The following is a 16,520-nucleotide window of genomic DNA, read 5'->3' as shown; positions in this document are numbered from 1 at the left end:
TGAAGGACGTAACAATGAAAAACATCCTCAAGAGTTTCGCTGCCTTCGGTATTGCTCCGCTGGTTGCGCTGGGTGTGACGATGGGTGGTGCTTTTGCCGCCGGTGGTGAAGGGGAACCTGAACATTTTCCGATCCACCATCCAAAGCAGGAAAAATGGACCTTCTCTGGTCCGTTTGGAACCTATGACAAAGGGCAGCTTCAGCGCGGTCTCAAGGTCTATAAGGAAGTCTGCTCTGCTTGCCATTCGATGAACCTGGTAGCCTTCCGTACGCTGGAAGATCTTGGTTATTCGCCGGAGCAGGTGAAGGCATTTGCTGCGGAATATGAAGTGCAGGATGGTCCCAATGCGGACGGTGAAATGTTCACCCGCAAGGCAATCCCGACAGATCATTTTCCGTCGCCATTTGCGAACGCAAATGCAGCCGCTGCCGCCAATAATGGTGCAGCTCCGCCAGACTTTTCGCTGATTGCGAAAGCTCGTGCGGTTGAGCGTGGTTTCCCGACTTTCGTCTTCGATATATTCACACAATATGCCGAAGCAGGTCCGGATTACATTCACTCACTTCTGACCGGCTATGATGAACAGCCGCCAGCAGGCATGCATGTCCCGGAAGGCACGCACTACAACCCGTATTTTATCGCGGGCAAGTCGCTTGCCATGGCCAAGCCGCTGAGCGACGATCAGGTAACATATGATGATGGTTCACCCCAGACGGTGGATCAGTATGCGCGTGACGTTTCAGCATTCCTGATGTGGGCCGCAGAACCGCATCTGGAAGAACGCAAGAAAACAGGTTTCCGGGTCATTATTTTCCTGATCCTGTTCGCAGGCCTTGTCTACATTGCCAAGCGTTCGGTTTGGGCGAATGTGAAGCATTAGAGCGCCGTGCGCCCTATTGGGCGCGCAAAGGTCGCTCTAACACTTTAAAATAAGCGCATAGTTTACCTTAAACTGATCCAAGTTTAAGGAATTATGCTCTGGTCATTTGATCAAGTTGAACTGTTTCAAAGGGCGCCGTGAGGTGCCCTTTTCGTTGGAAAGAGCAGAAGCCGTTCAAAAATGTGCGAACGTGCTTGGCGTGGTGCGCATATCATGATTGAAGTGAGTTCAATATAATTGAGTCAGCCGACACCGCATTTATGACATCGCGTGGGCTTATCCTCTGAAAGGACTGAAAATGGAATCCGGACTCAAAGCGACGTTGAAGGACGCGATCAGAACGATTCCTGATTATCCGAAACCCGGTGTTCAGTTCCGTGATGTGACAACGCTCATGGGTGATGCGCAGGCTTTCCGTCGTGCTGTTGATGAACTGGTCTATCCTTATGCAGGCAATAAGGTGGACAAGGTTGCAGGTATTGAAGCACGCGGCTTCATTCTTGGCGGGGCGATTGCGCACCAGCTTTCCGCTGGTTTCGTGCCGATCCGCAAGAAGGGCAAACTGCCGCGCGATACCGTGCGCATTGCCTACAGTCTTGAATATGGCATTGATGAAATGGAAATGCACCGCGATGCTATCGTTCCGGGCGAGCGCATCATGCTGGTGGATGATCTGATTGCAACCGGCGGTACAGCGGAAGCTGCAGCGAAGTTGCTTCTTCAGATGGGTGCCGAGATTGTGGCGGCGTGCTTCATCATTGATTTGCCGGACCTTGGGGGTCGCAAGAAACTTGAAGCTCTTGGTGTGCCGGTGCGCACGCTTGTCGAGTTCGAAGGCGATTGAGCCCGAACAGATAGAAGAAAAAACGCCCGGATTGATCCGGGCGTTTTTGTTATGAAGGCAGCTTTACCATCGCAGCGTTGTCGAAGGACAGAACCTGCTGGCCGTCCTGATTAAAGGCACTGGTACTCATGCTCAACATCGACCAGCCTGGACGCGAGGTGAGAGGGCGTACTGCGTGCACGGTGCGCCTATAGGTGATCGTATCACCGGCATAGACCGGCCTCATCCATTTCAGGTTTTCAAAGCCGGGGGAGGGACCGAACGTCGGTGGAACTTCACCGCGCTTCATCACCTCCTTTGTAGCCGCTACGATGGACATGACGTTCAGCTTCATAAAGACCGCTGTCGTGTGCCAGCCAGAGGCACAGAGACCACCGAAGATGCTGTTCTTTGCAGCTTCCATATCCAGGTGAAATGGCTGTGGGTCATACTTTCTGGCGAAGTCGATGATTTCTTCGGCGGAGAAAGTATAGCTTCCGATGACAATATCCTGCCCGAGGTTTTCTTCAAGGAAACTCATGCTACATCTCCCGGGATCACATCATGATCGCGCCGCAGCATCATGCATGGATGCTGCATCTCACAGACGCTTTCGCCACGCTGATTGAACAGTTCATGATGGAACGTAATCAGGCCGATTGTCGGACGAGATTTAGAGATGCGTTTATCCTTAACCGTCGTCATGCCGTTCAGCGTATCTCCTGCAAGTACGGGGCGCTTCCATCGCGTGAATTCGACGCCAGGGCCGCCTTGCGAGGTGGAGTTTGTGAGAAAAGCATCGCAAACCATTCGCATGATCAAGGAAGCAGTCTGCCAGCCCGATGCGGCTAGCCCGCCCAGTACGCTTGCCTTGCCTGCTTCTTCATCCAGATGGAAAGGTTGTGGGTCGAACTCACGGGCGAATTCGATAATCTCTTCTTTGGTGATGGTGCGCGGCCCGAAGGGGAGCTTCAGCCCTTGCGTGAAATCTTCATAAGCATATTGGGGCGTCTTATCAGTCAATCCGGTCTCCTCCCGAATAAGAAAAAAGGCCACCGTTTTCACGGTGGCCTGATCGTATCAGGTATTGAAGCGGAACAGCATCACATCGCCGTCATGGACAATGTATTCTTTGCCTTCGTCCCGCGCTTTGCCTGCTTCCTTGGCGCCGACTTCACCGTTGAACTTGACGTAGTCTTCATAGGCGATGGTTTGCGCGCGAATGAAGCCGCGCTCGAAATCCGTATGGATAACGCCTGCAGCGCCCGGTGCCTTGGTGCCGCGCTTGATGGTCCATGCGCGTGTTTCCTTGGGGCCAGCCGTGAAATAGGTGATCAGGTCGAGCAGCTTGTAGCCTGCGCGAATGAGACGGTCGAGGCCGGGCTCTTCGAGGCCCATGGCATCGAGATATTCCTTGGCTTCTTCATCAGCGAGCTGGGCTACTTCTGCTTCGATTGCAGCAGAAATAATGACGCTCTCTGCGCCCTGTTCTGCAGCCATTTTCGCAACGGCCTCGCTATACTCATTGCCCTTGGCAGCATCGCCTTCGGCAACATTGCAGACATAAAGCACCGGCTTAGAGGTGAGTAGGTTCAGACCCTTGAGAATCAGGAGATCGTCTGGTGCAATGTCTTTCAGCATCAGGCGAACGGGCTTGCCATTCTGCAACAGCTCCAGCGCCTGTTCCATGATTGGCAGGACGGTGGTTGCTTCCTTGTCCTTGGATGCAGCGCGCTTACGGATCTGAATGATGCGGCGCTCGATGCTTTCGAGGTCCGACAGCATCAGTTCCGTTTCAACGGTTTCTGCGTCAGACACAGGATCGATACGGCCTTCAACATGGGTGATGTCGTCGTCTTCAAAGCAACGAAGAACATGCACGATCGCATCGACTTCGCGAATGTTGGCGAGGAACTGATTGCCCAGGCCTTCACCCTTGGATGCGCCGCGCACCAGACCTGCAATATCAACGAAGTTGATACGGGTCGGGATGATTTCCTTCGAGCCGGCGATTTTCGCAATGCCATTCTGGCGCGGATCAGGAACAGCCACTTCGCCAGTGTTTGGTTCGATGGTGCAGAACGGATAGTTTGCAGCCTGTGCTGCGGCCGTCTTGGTCAGCGCGTTGAAAAGCGTGGACTTGCCGACGTTAGGCAGGCCGACGATGCCGCATTTGAAACCCATGATATTCGTCCCTTATCGCTTGACGCGGTAAATTGAGCGCACGGCGCCATTATGAAGCGCATTGGCGGATTGCAAATCCAGCCAGTGGCGTGATGAATTTTTGAAAGCCGGTTTTCCGCTTCCCAGAATGACCGGAATAGTTCCTATATCGATGATGTCAAGCAGACCGGCATCGAGAAATTGCCGCGCCAGATCGCCCCCACCCATAAGCCATATGTGACCGGTTGCGCCCAAAGCTTTGAGCTGTGCAATCAACTCGTGCGGATTACCAGCCATTGCGACCGTGTTTGCAGGCAGATCATCAAATTTCTGATGCGTTGCAACAACAACGGGCATCGGTCCATAGGGCCATTCAGGAATGGAACATATGACATCATAGGTTTCGCGTCCCATAACGATTCCGGTGATGCCCGCCATGAACTCATCGAAACCAAAGCCGTCATCTGGCGGAAACTGTTCGAGCCAATCGAAACTGCCATCGTCATTGGCGATGAAGCCATCGAGGCTCATGGCAAACATATAAACGACTTCGCTCATGACTTAGTCTTTCTTACCCAGAAGCTTCTTGAGCATTTCAGCCATCGGGCCGCTTGCTGGAATGTTTGGCTTGGCTGCGCTCTGGCGCGCTTGCCGAATGTGGCTCTGAGCCTTGGCTGGAGCCTTTTCCAATTGTGCAGGATCAGCCTTGAAGCCGTTGGGGCGCTGGCTACCATCGCCCATGGCGATAGCCACACGGTTCATAAAGCTGTTGTCTTCCTTTTTGGCCAGCAAGCCAACATTATCGGCAATAGCGCCGAACAGCATGTCGAGCCATTCGCTGTCGACCTTGGCGAAATCGCCCAGAACATAATTGTGAACCAGCTCTTTTGCGCCCGGATGCCCAATGCCAAGCCGCATACGGCGATAGTCTTTGCCGCCGGGGAAGGCCTGCACATGGGCATCGATGGATTTGATACCGTTATGGCCGCCGGAGCTACCGCCTGTCTTGATGCGCAGCTTTGCAGGCGCAAGATCAAGTTCGTCATATATCACGACGAGATCGGCAGGGGTCAGCTTGTAGAAGCGCATGGCTTCCCCAATTGACTGGCCGGAGAGGTTCATGAAAGTCATCGGCTTGATGAGAAGTACCTTTTCACCGTCGATCACGCCATCGGCGATTTCGGCATGGAACTTCTTCTGCCAGTTGGAAAAGCGATGGCGGCGGAATATTTCATCCGCCGCCATGAAACCGATATTGTGTCGGTTATGCGCATATTTGGGGCCCGGATTGCCAAGTCCTGCGATGAGCAGCATGGATTTCAGACCCCTCAATACGGAAAGCGATTATTCGCCTTCGGTCTTTGCTTCTTCTGCGCCTTCTGCATTTTCTTCCGACTTCAGGCCGGCAGGTGCAGCAATGGTGGCGATCGTGAAGTCACGGTCCTGAATGGCTGCAGTTGCACCCTTCGGCAGCTTGATAGCCGAAATGTGAACCGAGTCGCCGATTTCAAGGCCGGTCAGATCGAATTCGAGAGCTTCTGGAATTGCATTCGCAGGAACGATCAGTTCAACGTCGTGACGAACGATGTTGAGAACGCCGCCGCGCTTGATGCCCGGTGATGCTTCTTCGTTCTTGAAGTGAACTGGAACGTTGACGTGAACAACCGACTTTGCGGAAACGCGCAGGAAGTCAACGTGCTGTGGGAAGTCACGAACTGGATCCAACTGGTAGTCCTTAGGAAGGACCTGAATCTTCTTGCCGTCTACTTCGATCGTTGCAACAGTGGTCTTGAAGCCACCGCCATGGATCTTGTAGAAGATTTCCTTATAAGGAACGGCGATTGCGAGGGGCTCCTGCTTGTCGCCATAGATGACTGCAGGAATCTGGCCGTTGCGGCGAAGTTCGCGGGAGGACCCCTTACCAACCCGGCTGCGCAGATCGGCCTTGAGCACGTAAGTATCGCTCATGGCATTACCTTTCAAAGTTACTGGAGTGTTGGTCGCAGTTTTTTATCTAAGCATGATCTAGTCTGAAAACCGGTTTCCACTTTTCGGGATCATGCTCCAGCGAACAACATGAAACAGCCCGTAATGTCTTCCACATTGTGAAAGACCGGACCGCCCCATTCCGCGTTGCCTCCAAGGGTGTCTACGCGGATGGCAGGCCTATAGCCCATAGCCTTTTCAAGCGCAAGTTTTTTGGTTGGAAAGACAGCTTCTGTGGGCTTTTGTCTTAACGGGTGGCATTGGCTGCGTCAAAAATGTTAAGCGGATGCCTGATCGATTGCAGGTTCTCCTGCCGAGTCGCCCCAATATTCATGAAACAAAAGGAAACGAGATGCAGGTCGGTATCGACATGGGTTCTGTTGCTGGAAGCGGTACTGCTGCGGCAGGTGCGCTTGGTGGTGGCAAGCAGGCCATGCTTGATCTTGAAGAGCTTCTCGCAACCCGTCTGCTGGTTCAGGGAAATTCCGGGTCGGGCAAGTCGCATCTCCTTCGTCGCCTGCTTGAACAGAGTGCGCAATGGGTGCAGCAATGCATCATTGATCCTGAGGGCGATTTCGTGACGCTTGCCGACATTCACGGCCATGTCGTTGTGGATGCTGCCCGCACCGAAGCTGAACTGACGCGTATTGCCGGACGTATTCGCCAACACCGGGTTTCCGTCGTGCTCAATCTCGAAGGTCTCGATGTCGAGCAACAGATGCGCGCTGCCGCAGCTTTTCTCGGTGGTCTGTTTGATGCCGAGCGCGACTATTGGTATCCCATGCTCGTGGTGGTCGATGAAGCGCAGCTCTTTGCGCCCGCTGCCGCAGGCGAAGTGTCTGATGAAGCGCGTAAGCTTTCGCTTGGCGCGATGACAAACCTCATGTGCCGTGGCCGTAAGCGCGGCCTTGCTGGTGTGATTGCCACACAGCGCTTGGCAAAGCTTGCGAAGAATGTGGCTGCGGAAGCATCGAATTTTTTGATGGGCCGTACATTCCTCGATATCGACATGGCGCGTGCCTCCGATCTGCTCGGGATGGAACGCAAGCAGGCGGAGATGTTCCGCGATTTGCAGCGCGGCCATTTCATCGCGCTGGGACCTGCTTTGTCACGTCGTCCGCTGCCGATCAAAATTGGCAAGGTTGAGACCTCGGCACGTTCGTCTTCGCCGAAACTGATGCCGTTACCGGATGCACCGGAAGATGCGCGCGATCTGATCTTCACGCCAGCACCTGAAGAAATTCGCACGGTTGTACGCCGCACACCACCACCGCCTCCGCCACCATCGACAGCGGAAATTCTGGCGCAGGTCGCCAAACCCAAGCCGGAAGCTGAACCTGTTGAAGCACCGTTGTTTCCTGGCATTGTGGAAGCCGAGCGTGACGGTCTTCTTGAAAAGGTGATGCGCGAAATTGTCGATGACCCGGAAGCATCCTTCCGTTCAGTTGCTGTGCTCTATCAGGATTTTCTGGTGCGTTGCCGCATCCATCGCGTTCCCGGAGAACCACTGGCTTTGCCTGCGTTCCGCCGACGTCTTGCTGTTGCGCAAGCCAGCATTGAGAGCGATGTAGCGACCGGCGAGACATGGCAGAAGGCATTGACGCTGTCCGAAAGTCTCACAGATGATGTGCAGGGGGTGTTCCTGATTGTCGCACAGGCTGCAGTGACGGGCGCGCCATGCCCTTCAGATGCCGCTCTCGCGCGTGCCTATGGCACGCATTCATTGAGCCGCGCGCGGCGTCTCCTGACCTATTTTGAAGAGCGCGGTCTTCTTGTATTGCGCAACGACTTCAAAGGTTTGCGCATCGTCAACTTCCCGGATCTCGAATGTGAAACTGCACCGGGCGATCCCAACGCACCGGATGATCAGGTCGATGAAAGCACTGCGGCTGAGTAATGGGCCTTCTGTGCAAATTGTCATGAACCTGTAATGATCCTCAGCAACTGCTTGGAGGATTATGCAGAGAGAGAACATGACAACAGAGCCGCAACCGGATTTCAGAGAATTATTCGCCACGTTTGGCAAGATCGGGTTGCTGTCGTTTGGTGGGCCTGCTGCGCAGATTGCCATGATGCAGCGAGTGATCGTCGATGAAAAGAAGTGGATGGATCAGGAGCGGCTGATCCATGCTCTGAACTTCTGCATGCTTTTACCGGGACCCGAAGCCATGCAACTTGCCACCTATTGCGGCTGGGCCGCCAAGGGTTGGCGTGGCGGGCTGCTTGCCGGGTTGCTCTTTGTTCTTCCCGGTGCTGCGGTCATGTTGGTGCTATCGGCGCTTTATGTGGCCTTCGGTCATGTTGATGTGGTCGCCGGTCTTTTGTTTGGGCTTAAAGCTGCAGTTTTGGCGATTGTCTTTGAGGCTCTTTATCGAATGGCCAGACGCACACTGGCGTCTGGATTTTCCTATGCAGTAGCGGTGCTGGCATTTATGGCCGTCGCGTTCCTTAAACTGCCGTTTCCTTTCGTGGTGGCGCTTGCGGCGCTGGCAGGTGGGGCGCGTTACTGGTTGCAGCGCGATGGGCATGAGATTGCACATGGTGCTGTTCGCCCGCATGCAATGTTTGTAGCGACACAGCAGGCGCTCATCTGGGGAGCGCTCTGGCTTCTGCCACTTTTAGCGCTTTATCTGGTGTTTGGCGGTCAGCACGTGTTCACGACAGAGGCCGCATTTTTCTCAAAGCTTGCAGCGGTGACATTTGGCGGTGCCTACGCTGCTCTCTCCTATACGGCACAGCAGGCCGTTGAGCATTTTGGCTGGATGAAGCCCGGTGAGATGCTGACAGGACTCGGGCTGGCTGAAACCACACCGGGGCCACTGATCCTTGTGCTGGTGTTTGTCGGCTTTGTAGGGGCGTCCAATCTATCGGGCCTGCCACCGCTCATTGGCGGCTTTTTCGGTGGCCTGATTGCGCTGTGGTTTACCTTCGTACCATGTTTTTTATGGATTTTTGCTGGCGCACCGTTTCTTGAGCGTTTGCGCAAAGTGCGCTGGTTATCCGCCATGCTGGGTGGGATAACAGCTGCAGTGGTTGGCGTGATTGCCAATCTCGCCCTGTGGTTCTCGCTGCATGTGCTGTTTGGAAAAGTGGTTGATCACCAGATCGGACCAGTAACTCTGCCACTGCCGGTGGTGAGCACAATAGACAATGCCGCCGTCCTGATTGCAGGCGCGGCGGCATTCTTACTTGTCGTTCTGAAGCTCAACATGCCGCTCGTGCTTCTGCTTGCGGCATGTTTCGGAATTATCTTTCGACTGGTCTTCTAATTATTTCGCGCATCTTTTCCGAAAACCGGTTCCCACTTTTCGGGATGCGCTCTTAGTCGAACAGGCTCGAAACCGACTCTTCAGCTGCAGTGCGTGCAACCGCTTCACCGATGAGGCTGGAGATCGACAGAACGCGAATATTCGGAGCGTCGTTGATTGCTGTTGTTGGCTGGATGGAGTCGGTGATGACCAGCTCTTTCAGCTTTGACGAAGCGATACGGGCAACAGCACCGCCGGAGAGAACGCCGTGCGTGATATAAGCGGTAACGCTCTTTGCGCCCTTGGCAAGCAGAGCTTCAGCTGCATTGCAGAGCGTGCCGCCGGAATCAACAATATCGTCAAACAGCAGACAATCTTTGCCGGTTACGTCACCGATAACGTTCATGACCTCCGATTCACCCGGACGCTCACGACGCTTGTCGACGATTGCGAGCTGCGCATCGATACGCTTTGCAAGCGAACGGGCGCGAACCACACCGCCAACGTCAGGCGAAACAACCATGCAGTTGCCGGTCGCATAGTTCGCCTTCACATCGCGTGCGATGACTGGAACGGCATAGAGGTTGTCCGTTGGGATATCGAAGAACCCTTGAATCTGACCGGCATGAAGATCAAGCGTCAGGACGCGGTTAGCACCCGCTTCAGTGATAAGGTTTGCGACGAGCTTTGCCGAAATTGGTGTGCGTGGGCCGGGTTTACGATCCTGACGCGCATAGCCGAAATAAGGAAGAACGGCTGTGATGCGGCGTGCCGATGAACGACGGAACGCATCAATCATGATGAGCAGTTCCATCAGATTGTCGTTTGCGGGATAGGATGTCGATTGCAGTACGAATACGTCTTCGCCGCGTACGTTTTCCTGAATCTCTACAAAGATTTCCTGATCGGCGAAACGGCGCACAGTAGCCTTGCCAAGCGGGATGTTGAGATATTGAGCAACGGATTCGGCAAGAACCCGGTTGGAGTTGCCTGCGAAAAGTTTCATTCTTTTTGCCTCTGAAGCCGGAGCAGTTTCGTTCTGTCGCAAAAAGTCCGTGAAACGGACGTAATCTCTGGTTTGAGCGAAACCCAACACAAATCCGGGTGCGCTCTGTCATTCTTGAAAAGCTTTAAAGCCGCAGGTTCTATGACAATTGGTCAAGTGCCGCAGCTTGCAAGGTTTTCTCGAATGTGCGGCCTATTGCAAAGAGTCACCGCTATTGCAAGGCCTGAGGGAAAACAATTGCAGTAAAAAGCCCTCGCAAAGTGCTTTCCCACAGGGCCAACACGCGATTCAGCAAAAGATTTCAGTCTTTTGCTGTCTCAGCTCGTTCTCATGCGCGATTTGCCGCAAGCCAGGTGGAATATTCCTGCATGGTCTTATCGGCGATAGATTGCATGGCAGACGGCGGAACGATGCTCCATGAGTCTGCGGACGCGCCCGGTACTTTTTCCTGACCCTGTATGCGGTGAAGGCGATTGCCGGAGGCATCCATCACGTCCCAGACGTAGAGGATCGTTGTCTGATTATCTTCAGACAAAACCGAGAAATAGCCCTTCATCACATAAGCGGCGTCGGTGCCGTTATTACCCGCAAGCTCGACACCCTTGGCGCGTGCATCATCATTGATGCGATGGGTAAGCGGAGTTACGACACTGACAGGTGCGCCGATGATCGGGGCTATGTAAAGCTTGCCCGGCTTGAGAGAGGCCGTACGTGCGGGCGGTGTCGCCGGTGTTGTTGTCTGTGCAGGTGTTGCAACTGGTGCAGTCGTCTGAACTGTAGATGCCTGGCCCGCAGGCGGCGTTGTGGTTTGTCCGGATTGTTGGTTGGTTCCCTGCACGTTCAATGCAGACTCGGTGCTGTTGCAGGCGGCAAGCAGTCCAGCAAGCAACAACATCATAGAAAGATGTGCCTTGTTCATGTTCGGCTTCATGCTCCTGAAAGCGCAGACCACTCCTGCGCTATGAACGGAGTTTATCGCTTATCCTGCGTCACTTGACAATAATGTCGAGTGAATGACGGGACAACGGTACGGCAGCGCCATTTGTCGTCAGGTAAGTCTGACCAAGCGTCATCGCCGTTTCGGTGTCAGAATCCATGATGATCATGTGCGCAAACAGCGTCATGTCCGGCTGGATGCTTTCCGGGTTTCCGGAATAGAACATCTGCGGGTCCATCCATGATGGTGTAAAGCGTGCGCCGACCGAATAGCCGCAAGCATTCAGGCGATGACGGGTGAGGCCATGCGCTTCCATTGTGCGGGAATGCGCGTCGAACACATCGCCAAAGGTCGATGCCGGCGTCATCGCTGTCTCGACGGCTTCCAGCGCCTCGCGTGCGGCATTGTAGAGCTTTAGATGCTCTGCCTTTGGCTGGCCGATGATGACGGTGCGCATCATGGGCGCATGGTAGTGACGGAAAACACCAGACCATTCCAGTGTAAGCTGATCATTCGCAGAAAGCGTGCGACGGCCTGCTTTGTAGCGGCACAAAAGTGCATCGGCGCCAGAGCCGATAATGTATTCATTGGCCGGATAATCGCCATCGCCCGCAAAGTTTGCGCTCATCATCGCGGCCAGAATGTCCGCCTCGCTTGCGCCTGCCTTGGTAAGTTTCAGTGCAGCGTCCAGCGCGTCATCACTTAGTTCAGCCGCACGCTTGGCATAGGCGATTTCTGCTGGGCTCTTGAGAAGACGCAAGCGGTCAACCATGCCGGAGGCGTCGAAAAGCTTGGCAAAGCTTTGCAGCTGTTCATCCAGCTTGCGCGCGTTAGCGCCGGTCAGGCCGTGGGTCTGATATTCGATGCCAATGCGTGTGCCGAGCAGATCGAGCTCCGTCAGGATGTTGCGCAGATCTATGGCCGGATTGGCATTGTCGCGGTCGGTCCAGACGGTAATATTGTCGATATTGGAGGTGTGACGCGCCTGCCTCAGATCGGCAGAGCGGGTCATCAGCACTGTCGATCCATCAGCCTTCACCACGAGACACTGGAAAAAGCAAAAGCCGAACGTGTCATAGCCAGTCAGCCAGTACATGCTTTCCTGCGCGAATAGCAGCAGAGCATCCAGCTTCTCTTCCTCCATCTTCAAGATCAGACGGTCGCGACGTGCAGCGAATTCTTCCGGCTCGAAGTGAAGGGCCATGTGGTTCTCCTAATCGTTTACGATAGCGATGGCGGCGATCTGACGACCGTAATCAGACTCGTTGCGGTGCGTGGTGCGCCGGTAGGAATAGAACTGATCTTCATTGGCATAAGTGCACTGACGCAATGCCTCGGCTTTCACATTCGCCTTGGTCAGGCGATCCGTGATAAAAGTCCAGAGATCGAATAGCTTGTGACCTTCCTTGGCCGAAGGCTGGAAATATTTGTCATAGCTTTCGTCTTTGCCGGTGAACTCGGCATAGAATTCCGGACCGACCTCGTAATTTTCAGGACCGATCGTTGGGCCAAGAACCGCAATGATATTCTCGCGCTTTGCGCCGAGTTCAATCATGGCATTGATGGTGTTTTCAAGAACGCCGGTAAACGCACCACGCCAGCCCGCATGGGCCGATCCAATGACACCAGCTTCATGATCGGCAAAAAGGACAGGGCCGCAATCCGCAGACAGAGCGCCGATAGCAATGCCCGGGACATTGGTGACCATAGCATCAGCCTTCGGGCGCGGACTGCTGAATGGTTCAGTGACGCGGAGCACGTCCGGCGAGTGCACTTGATGGACTGTCATCAGATGGTCGGATGCGACGCCAAGGGTTTCAGCAACACGACGGCGATTCTCTGTCACGAGTTCCGGCACATCATTTGACCCGCTGCCGACATTCAAACCGGCATAAATGCCATCTGAAACGCCGCCTTTGCGCGTGAAAAAACCATGCGCAATGCGCTTGCCGTTGTGTCCGGCAGGGCCATCCAATAGGGCGGAGCGAAGCGGTTGCGGCTTATCGGTCATTAGCTTTCTCTTTTCAAACGGCAGGATGTTGGGGGAGGCAAGTCGGCTTGTCAATCGCAGCTTTTTGACAGCGAGCTAGGCTGAGGGTGGATACGGGGTTGTTTCAAACGGGAAGATTGCGGTGGCGGGATCGCTGATCGCAAGGACCTTAAACAGTGTCCCCATCTGATCTGGTGCTGCGAGCCGCTCAACGTCGTCGCGAATTTTTTCCTGAGATGCCACATCGCGTCCGGTGCCGAGGCGACCCGCACGGTCGATGAGCCCCATCGCCAGTAGAAAATCGCCTTGCGTCATGGTTCCCGTCTTGCATCCGCAATTGCGGGCAGCTCTTTCCAACATGTCGAAATCGACGTGGCTGGTAAGATCTGCCTGACCCGGATGTGCAAATACATCGTCATAGGCGTGTTTCAACATGGCCTGCAGCGTATCTGCAAAGCCAGATTGAAGATGTCCATAATCGATTGTGAGTGCGGCTCCACGTGTTGTTGCAATTCGTTGCGCAATCTCCTGCATCAAAGCTGTGCGGGCAGGGGCTGCCTCAAATATAGTGCCATCGGAAGCGGACTGATGACCAACTGGCAATAGAGTCTCGTCAATGCCACCAGCGCCGCTGACAAACTGGAACTCGTCCTGCTCATCAAGCGCGATCATTCGTTCGACAAACCGGCCATTGGCTTTAATGAATTGTCGAAACGGTATTGCATCGAACAACTCGTTGGAAACGAGGATCAACGGGCCGTCGGGAATGCTCGGGAAGTTCTCGTACCATTCGATTGACCGGCCCAAACCAGAGAGCTTTTCTTTCTGCTTTTCGATCAGTCGCGGGCTGGTTTCGACCATGGCAACGCGCATTGTTGTGAACATTTTTGGCGCAAGCTGTCTGATTGTGCGCAGCATGTCGCTCATTAACGTCCCGCGGCCGGGGCCGACTTCGCACAGGACTGCATTGTCAGGGCGTCCGAGCGCATCCCATATACCGACGCACCATATGCCGATCAGTTCGCCGAACATCTGGCTGACCTCGGGCGCGGTGATGAAGTCACCCTCACGTCCGAATGGTTCGCGTGTTGTGTAGTAGCCTGATTCACGGTCGCCGAGGCACGCCGCCATGTAATCGGCGACGCTAATCGGCCCTGTGGTGCCAATCAGCCGTTTCAGCCGGTCTTTCAGTGTCGCCTCAGGCATTCTTTATGACGGCCCGATTTGCGCGCCACATGGCCCAAACGCCGATGAGAACCATTGGAAGGGAAAGGATCATTCCCATGGTCAGCCAGCCACCGAAGAGATAGCCAAGCTGGGCATCCGGTTCGCGGAAGAATTCGACGATAATGCGGCTGAGACCATAACCAAGGACGAATGTGCCAGCGATAAAGCCGGGGGCTTTCAGTTTTTTGCCAACCCATACGAGCAGAAGAAGAACGAAGAACAGCACAAAGCCTTCGAGGAATGCTTCATAGAGTTGGCTTGGGTGACGTGGTTCTGGTCCGCCATTTGGGAAATAGAAAGCCCATGGCACATCGCTGACACGGCCCCATAGTTCGGAATTGATGAAGTTTGCCACGCGCACGACGCCAAGCCCGACGGGGACGCCAGCTGCAATCACATCGAACATGCTCCAGACCTTGATGCCGCGTGAGCGCGCGAACAGGATCATAGCGACTGTGGTGCCGAGAATGCCGCCATGGAATGACATGCCGCCATCCCATACTGCCGGAATAGCCAGTGGATTGGAGAGGTAATAGGAGAAATTATAGAAGAGGACGTAGCCAATACGACCACCAAGTACGACGCCGAGTGCCGCCCAGATGACAAAGTCGTCGAGCGCTTCAGGCTTCATGGGTGGCTGGTTATTGGCCCAGAGACGATGGTTGCGCAGAAGCTTCTTGCCGTACCACCATGCGAACATGATGCCGACGACATAGCCGAGGCCGTACCAGTGAACGGCAAGCGGGCCGATGGAGAAAATCACCGGATCGATATTCGGAAAAGCCAGAGCCGAAACCGGCAGCAACGTCTCTATCATTCAATTACTCCATTTTCCGGCGGACCATGCGCGACGATATCTGAGTGGTCAAGTCATCACGTTTATACAGCTTTACTTGCATCAGAACCGAGACGGCCCTATTTCAAAATCAGGTTTTCAACAAGCCTGTATCGAAGATAGGGAATAATGCCATGACCAGCGGACAAAACCGGGTTCTTGATGAACTCGCCAAGCTTGTGACGGATGCGGCAGGCGCAGCCCAAGGCGTGCGCCGTGAGGTGGAGACGGCTTTGCGCTCGCAGAGCGAACGCGTACTGAATACGCTTGATGTGGTGCAGCGCGAGGACTTCGAAGCGGTGCGCGAAATGGCAATCAAGGCGCGTGCTGAAAACAGTGCTCTTCTTGTTAAAATTGAAGCTTTGGAAGCGCGCCTTGCCAAACTCGAAGTTGATTCGAGTGCCAAAACGGCAAAATCCTCTGCTTCGACTGCTAAATCCAAAGATAATTCATAATTTTTTATTAACAGGCCGCAAGTGCCAAAAACCCTTGTCTTAGAGTCGGTTAAGGCAAGGGTTGCGGCCCGCTCCAATCATATTTCCACATGCTTTAATGCCTCTTTTTAGAAAAGGGGCTGGCGTTCAGATTCAGCATCAATAGACTGAAAACACTACATGATTCGTAATGTGGTCATGTGGGCGGCGGCGAGGGGCTGTAGTTTTAGTTTTCGCGTCTTCAGGCTGCTTTCCAGTATCAGTTGCGTATGTGCGTGTGCCATTGAGGCGTTGCATGCTTTTCAAGCATGTCGGTTCCTCAACCGATCAATTCGTGCCTGTTTTTCTGCGCTTAGTCTTGCGTGGTGATGGGTGCGGGCGAGCAATAACTTGCGCGCCGGGAATTTGGAGGTGTCTTTCGAGGCGCTTCCCAGAACAGGAAACGGACATGAGCCTTCTTGAGCTTGAATTTGCACGCGAAGCGCATCCTGTGGATGTGATCGAGCACGTTGCGAATTCAAACGACTGGACGTTCGAGCGGACTGGCGACGATGAAATTGCAATTTCGGTAGCGGGTAACTGGACCGACTACCACATCTCGTTCTCCTGGATGGAGGACTTTGAAGCGTTGCACCTGGCTTGCGCCTTTGACATCAAGGTTGCAGAGCCGCGCGTTAATGAAGTGATGCGGCTGCTATCGCTGATCAATGAAAAGCTTCTGATGGGTCATTTTGATTTGTGGCAGCAGGAAGGTGCGATCATGTATCGCCAGTCGTTGCTGCTGGCCGGTGGTGCAGAGCCAACCAGCCGCCAGGTCGAGGTGCTGTTGTCGGCAGCACTTGAAGCTTGTGAAACTTATTTTCAGGCATTTCAGTTTGTTGTCTGGTCGGGTGTCAGCGCGCGTGAATCGCTTGAAAGCGTTGTCTTCGAGACAGTTGGGCGCGCATAAGAATTAGAGATCCCGGTAAACTGCCGGGATCTATTTCAGGG

At 54.2% G+C, this 16,520-nt stretch carries 18 protein-coding genes; 6 read left to right on the top strand and 12 right to left on the bottom strand.

Annotated features, from left to right (window positions below):
• Positions 1–14: 14 nt before the first annotated feature.
• Positions 15–881 carry a cytochrome c1 gene (locus C9380_RS08950; protein ID WP_207488369.1) on the top strand — a complete coding sequence of 289 codons (867 nt, stop codon included), beginning with the start codon at positions 15–17 and terminating at the stop codon, positions 879–881.
• Between the two features lie 298 nt (positions 882–1,179).
• On the top strand, positions 1,180–1,725 hold the full coding sequence (locus C9380_RS08945) for an adenine phosphoribosyltransferase (protein WP_024899419.1): 546 nt from the start codon (positions 1,180–1,182) through the stop codon (positions 1,723–1,725).
• A 49-nt stretch (positions 1,726–1,774) separates the two neighbouring features.
• Here the strand turns inward: C9380_RS08945 and C9380_RS08940 are convergent, their stop codons facing one another.
• The 6 genes from C9380_RS08940 to C9380_RS08915 are packed head-to-tail and all read right to left on the bottom strand — an operon-like array spanning position 1,775 to position 5,835.
• Complete coding sequence (locus tag C9380_RS08940; RefSeq protein ID WP_100558716.1) at positions 1,775–2,245, bottom strand: MaoC family dehydratase; 471 nt, start codon at positions 2,243–2,245, stop codon at positions 1,775–1,777.
• A complete protein-coding gene (locus C9380_RS08935; RefSeq protein ID WP_128093392.1) occupies positions 2,242–2,727 on the bottom strand; it encodes a MaoC family dehydratase in 486 nt (161 codons plus the stop codon). The genes C9380_RS08940 and C9380_RS08935 overlap by 4 nt, the downstream gene beginning before the upstream one ends.
• Positions 2,728–2,784: 57 nt before the next feature.
• A complete protein-coding gene (ychF, locus tag C9380_RS08930) occupies positions 2,785–3,888 on the bottom strand; it encodes a redox-regulated ATPase YchF (RefSeq protein ID WP_024899422.1) in 1,104 nt (367 codons plus the stop codon).
• 12 nt (positions 3,889–3,900) lie between these two features.
• Complete coding sequence (locus C9380_RS08925) at positions 3,901–4,425, bottom strand: dihydrofolate reductase family protein (protein ID WP_128093391.1); 525 nt, start codon at positions 4,423–4,425, stop codon at positions 3,901–3,903.
• Positions 4,426–4,428: 3 nt separating this feature from the next.
• Positions 4,429–5,181, bottom strand: coding sequence for an aminoacyl-tRNA hydrolase (gene pth, locus C9380_RS08920; RefSeq protein WP_100558720.1), 753 nt, complete (start codon positions 5,179–5,181; stop codon positions 4,429–4,431).
• A gap of 30 nt (positions 5,182–5,211) precedes the next feature.
• Entirely contained in the window at positions 5,212–5,835 is a 624-nt protein-coding gene (locus C9380_RS08915) for a 50S ribosomal protein L25/general stress protein Ctc (protein ID WP_024899425.1), read from the bottom strand.
• 370 nt (positions 5,836–6,205) lie between these two features.
• Between C9380_RS08915 and C9380_RS08910 the strand changes: the two genes are divergently transcribed.
• A complete protein-coding gene (locus C9380_RS08910; protein ID WP_024899426.1) occupies positions 6,206–7,750 on the top strand; it encodes a helicase HerA domain-containing protein in 1,545 nt (514 codons plus the stop codon).
• A gap of 76 nt (positions 7,751–7,826) precedes the next feature.
• On the top strand, positions 7,827–9,122 hold the full coding sequence (chrA, locus tag C9380_RS08905) for a chromate efflux transporter (RefSeq protein ID WP_128093390.1): 1,296 nt from the start codon (positions 7,827–7,829) through the stop codon (positions 9,120–9,122).
• Between the two features lie 52 nt (positions 9,123–9,174).
• Here the strand turns inward: chrA and C9380_RS08900 are convergent, their stop codons facing one another.
• The 6 genes from C9380_RS08900 to lgt form a co-directional block, all read right to left on the bottom strand.
• A complete protein-coding gene (locus C9380_RS08900) occupies positions 9,175–10,107 on the bottom strand; it encodes a ribose-phosphate pyrophosphokinase (RefSeq protein ID WP_024899428.1) in 933 nt (310 codons plus the stop codon).
• A 328-nt stretch (positions 10,108–10,435) separates the two neighbouring features.
• Positions 10,436–11,038 (bottom strand): hypothetical protein, encoded by a 603-nt coding sequence (locus tag C9380_RS08895; protein WP_100558723.1) that lies wholly within the window; start codon positions 11,036–11,038, stop codon positions 10,436–10,438.
• A 58-nt stretch (positions 11,039–11,096) separates the two neighbouring features.
• Positions 11,097–12,248 carry a M24 family metallopeptidase gene (locus tag C9380_RS08890; protein ID WP_105705705.1) on the bottom strand — a complete coding sequence of 384 codons (1,152 nt, stop codon included), beginning with the start codon at positions 12,246–12,248 and terminating at the stop codon, positions 11,097–11,099.
• Between the two features lie 9 nt (positions 12,249–12,257).
• Complete coding sequence (gene pgeF / locus C9380_RS08885; RefSeq protein WP_128093389.1) at positions 12,258–13,055, bottom strand: peptidoglycan editing factor PgeF; 798 nt, start codon at positions 13,053–13,055, stop codon at positions 12,258–12,260.
• 75 nt (positions 13,056–13,130) lie between these two features.
• Positions 13,131–14,240: a class I SAM-dependent methyltransferase gene (locus C9380_RS08880; protein ID WP_100558725.1), complete on the bottom strand. Its 1,110-nt coding sequence runs from the start codon at positions 14,238–14,240 to the stop codon at positions 13,131–13,133.
• The gene (lgt, locus tag C9380_RS08875; RefSeq protein WP_100558726.1) at positions 14,233–15,078 is read right to left on the bottom strand and encodes a prolipoprotein diacylglyceryl transferase; all 846 of its coding nucleotides are present in this window, start codon (positions 15,076–15,078) and stop codon (positions 14,233–14,235) included. The genes C9380_RS08880 and lgt overlap by 8 nt, the downstream gene beginning before the upstream one ends.
• A 152-nt stretch (positions 15,079–15,230) precedes the next feature.
• On the opposite strand from lgt, the gene C9380_RS08870 reads away from it, so the two are divergent.
• Positions 15,231–15,551: an accessory factor UbiK family protein gene (locus C9380_RS08870; RefSeq protein ID WP_024899434.1), complete on the top strand. Its 321-nt coding sequence runs from the start codon at positions 15,231–15,233 to the stop codon at positions 15,549–15,551.
• Between the two features lie 427 nt (positions 15,552–15,978).
• A complete protein-coding gene (locus C9380_RS08865) occupies positions 15,979–16,479 on the top strand; it encodes a type III secretion system chaperone family protein (protein ID WP_024899435.1) in 501 nt (166 codons plus the stop codon).
• Positions 16,480–16,520: the final 41 nt, after the last annotated feature.

It is taken from the genome of Brucella pituitosa, assembly GCF_003049685.1.
GTDB lineage: Bacteria > Pseudomonadota > Alphaproteobacteria > Rhizobiales > Rhizobiaceae > Brucella > Brucella pituitosa.
The sequence above is the reverse complement of the archived record's forward strand: the minus strand, read 5'-3'. Positions and strand labels throughout refer to the sequence as shown.